This is a genomic window from Endozoicomonas acroporae, assembly GCF_002864045.1.
GTDB lineage: Bacteria > Pseudomonadota > Gammaproteobacteria > Pseudomonadales > Endozoicomonadaceae > Endozoicomonas > Endozoicomonas acroporae.
Genome location: NZ_PJPV01000205.1, coordinates 1 through 3,130, shown reverse-complemented (window position 1 = coordinate 3,130; position 3,130 = coordinate 1). Strand labels below are relative to the sequence as shown.

Genomic DNA, 3,130 nt, shown 5'->3' with positions numbered 1-3,130 from the left:
TCCCCTCCCTTCCATCAGAAGAACCGTTTTCATATTCAAGGCAGTGCCAGCGTTGAACACCTGTTGCCCATGCAGCTCGCCCCGGATAATTTGAAAATAACGGATTGATGACATCAGGGGTAGATGAGTATCCCCAACCGTGTGGTGTTATCGACATTTCAGCAGAATGAACTTCTGAACAGAGCAGCAGTCTGCTTTTTATATTCTCATGAATTAATGAAATATAATTATGCATAAAACCTCTGCTGGCATCAGTGGTCAATACGCAAGATCAGATAATAATTACCACCAACCGGATGACCATGCCGCGTCTTCAAAGCCAGGACAATATAGACATGCCACAGTCAGAAAGAGGGATAATATCCCCCGCACTACTCCGGGACGCAATGAATTTTACCACTCTTCTGCCCCATATTTTGCCCAAAACCTGCCGTGCCGTTCAATAAACCCTGCTCAAGATTTCAATGCCCTCATCAAACAGGAAGTCATGGATGATCTGATGAGTAAATCGGATCATTTCGGTTATCGTTATGATGGGAAAAATCACAGTCAATACGCCAATTCAATTAAGAGATACACGTTAGCTTCGCAAAGCCCCTTAACCCGAGTGGAACAAAGCCAGCTGATGATTTTTTTGCAAAATTATACCACCACACGGCGTTGGAGCTGGCGAAGCCTGACAACAACACTTTACTCATTTACTTCAGCGGGTGTTTTTACCCCTCATAAACCCGTGGATGAGCGTGTCAGGCACACTCAGGTTGCCTTATTGTCCACGCTACTTGATGCAATCATATTCAAGTGCAATCAAAAACCTCAAGCCCGGGACATTGATGCCTGGGGAATCGCCAACCTGCTGTGGGCCATGGCAAAACTGGTAGACAACGGGCAGGAGCACACACCAGGGCTCCAAGAGGCCGTGGCCGCGTTATTGCCCCACGTGAAAGCACAGGTGGACCAATTTATTCCTCAGGGCATTGCCATCCTGCTGTGGGCCATGGCGAAACTGGTTGAACACGGGCTGGAGCAGACACCAGAGTTCAAAGAGACCGTGGCCGCGCTGTTGCCCCACGTGAACGCACAGAAGGACCAGTTTAAAGCTCAGGGAATCGTCAACCTGCTGTGGGCCATGGCGAAACTGGTAGACAGCGGACAGGAGCGAACACCATGGCTCAACGAGGCTATGACCGCGCTGCTGCCCCCTGTGAACGCACAAAAAGATCAATTTAATGCTCAGGGGATCGCCAACCTGCTGTGGGCCATGGCGAAACTGGCAGTCAACGGGAAGGAGCGGACTCCAGGGCTCAATGAGGCCGTGGCTGCGCTGTTGCCACATGTGAACATACAGAAAGCGAACTTTAAACCACAGGGAATCGCCAACCTGCTGTGGGCCATAACAAAACTGGTTGAACACGGGCTGGAGCGAACACCAGCGCTCAAAGAGGCTCTGGTTACATTGTTGCCCCGGGTGAACGCACAGAAAGCCAAACTTAACCCGCAGGAAATCGCCAACCTGCTGTGGGCCATGGCAAAGCTGGTGGACAACGGGCTGGAGCAGACAACAGATCTCAGGGAGGCCTTAGCGGCGCTATTGCCCCACGTGAACGCACAGAAAACGAACTTTAAACCACAGGGTATCGCCAACCTGCTGTGGGCCATGGCGAAACTGGTGGACAACGGGCTGGAGCTGACAGCAAGGCTCAACGAAGTCGTGACCGCATTGCTGCCCCGCGTGAACGCAAAGAAAGAACAATTTATTCCTCAACATATTGCCAACCTGCTGTGGGCCATCGCGAAACTGGTGGACAACGGGCTGGAGCAGACACCAGAACTCAACGGGGCCGTGGCCGCGCTGTTGCCACACATGAACGCACAGAAAGCTAACTTTAACCCGCAGGAAATCGCCAACCTGCTGTGGGCCATGGCAAAACTGGTGGACAACGGGCAGGAACGGACGCCAGAGTTCAATGATGTTGTGGCCGCCCTGTTGCCCCATGCAAACGCACAAAAAGCTCATTTTACCCCCCAGGAAATCGCCAACCTGCTGTGGGCCATAGCGAAACTGGTAGACAGCAAAAAGGACCAGACACCTGAGTTCAATGAGGCTGTGGCTGCGCTGTTGCCCCACGTGAAGGCACTGAAGGACCAATTTAATCCTCAAGGTATCACTAACCTGCTGTGGGCCATGGCAAAACTGGGTGAACTCATTGAGCTGAACGAGTTTACCTCCACGTGCGAATCGCTTGTCTTCCGAATCCGTGAAACTCCCCGGCTCTCTCAGCAAGCCATATTGATGGCTCTCTGGGGCGTCATGGTATGCTGTGCCAGGTTATCTCTGGTCGCCACTGCCAATAAAAATAATGCGCTTGAAAAACACATGGATGACCTGTTTACGCGCCTGGGAAATACATCCCCCGACAATGAAGATGATCAATCCATCATGGCCATGGCCGCAAGTTGGCTGGGCAGAAGGTGTCCGATCATCCCCCATTACCAGACAAGCATTTCAAAACCTCAATCCAATTTCCGTGATCAACTCCAATCATCCATTCCCTCTTTAAAGATTGAAGAAGAAAAGAGTCTGAACTCATTGCCTCCGGTTGACCTGCTACTGCCAGATCACAACATTGTTATTGAAATTCAGGGACCATCTCATTACGCAAGTGCTGATTTCAAAACCAGGAATGGTTCGACTCTGCTGAAAATCGCACTGCTGAAAAAATCAGGATTTGAAGTCATTGAAATCCCGGCTAGCATACTTTGGAATCAGGATTTAATGAAATTATATATTGATCAAATAAAGACCAGGGTAGGCATCCCACCACAGGGTCATTCTGTATCACTTAACAGAGATGAGGCATACGTTACTACCGATAAAAGACGGCAAGAACACAGTTACTTAACCGCCAAAGAACCTGCAGAAGAGCAAACAAGTAAACCAAAAAGGAGAAAAAGGAAAAAAAGGACGAGAAAAAAGCCAGTAATCCCCTCCCTTCCATCATGATTCAAGAACCGTTTTCATATTCAAGGCAGTGCCAGCGTTGAACACCTGTTGCCCATGCAGCTCGCCCCGGATAATTTGAAAATAACGGATTGATGACATCAGGGGTAGATGAGTATCCCCAACCGT

At 49.8% G+C, this 3,130-nt stretch carries 2 protein-coding genes; one reads left to right on the top strand and one right to left on the bottom strand.

Annotated features, from left to right (window positions below; all coding sequences use genetic code 11):
- Nucleotides 1-235, bottom strand: a 235-nt coding sequence (locus tag CX664_RS26005; protein WP_146000290.1) for a hypothetical protein, incomplete at its 3' end; no start/stop codon positions are given.
- Here CX664_RS26005 and CX664_RS23850 point away from each other — a divergent pair.
- Nucleotides 230-3,004, top strand: coding sequence for an RAP domain-containing protein (locus tag CX664_RS23850; protein ID WP_101749119.1), 2,775 nt, complete (start codon nt 230-232; stop codon nt 3,002-3,004). The genes CX664_RS26005 and CX664_RS23850 overlap by 6 nt on opposite strands.
- The last annotated feature ends 126 nt before the right edge of the window (nt 3,005-3,130 follow it).

Bases quoted from the DNA above. Each gene is read 5' to 3' on its own strand.
- CX664_RS23850 (WP_101749119.1), top strand. From the start codon at position 230: ATGCATAAAACCTCTGCTGGCATCAGTGGTCAATACGCAAGATCAGAT.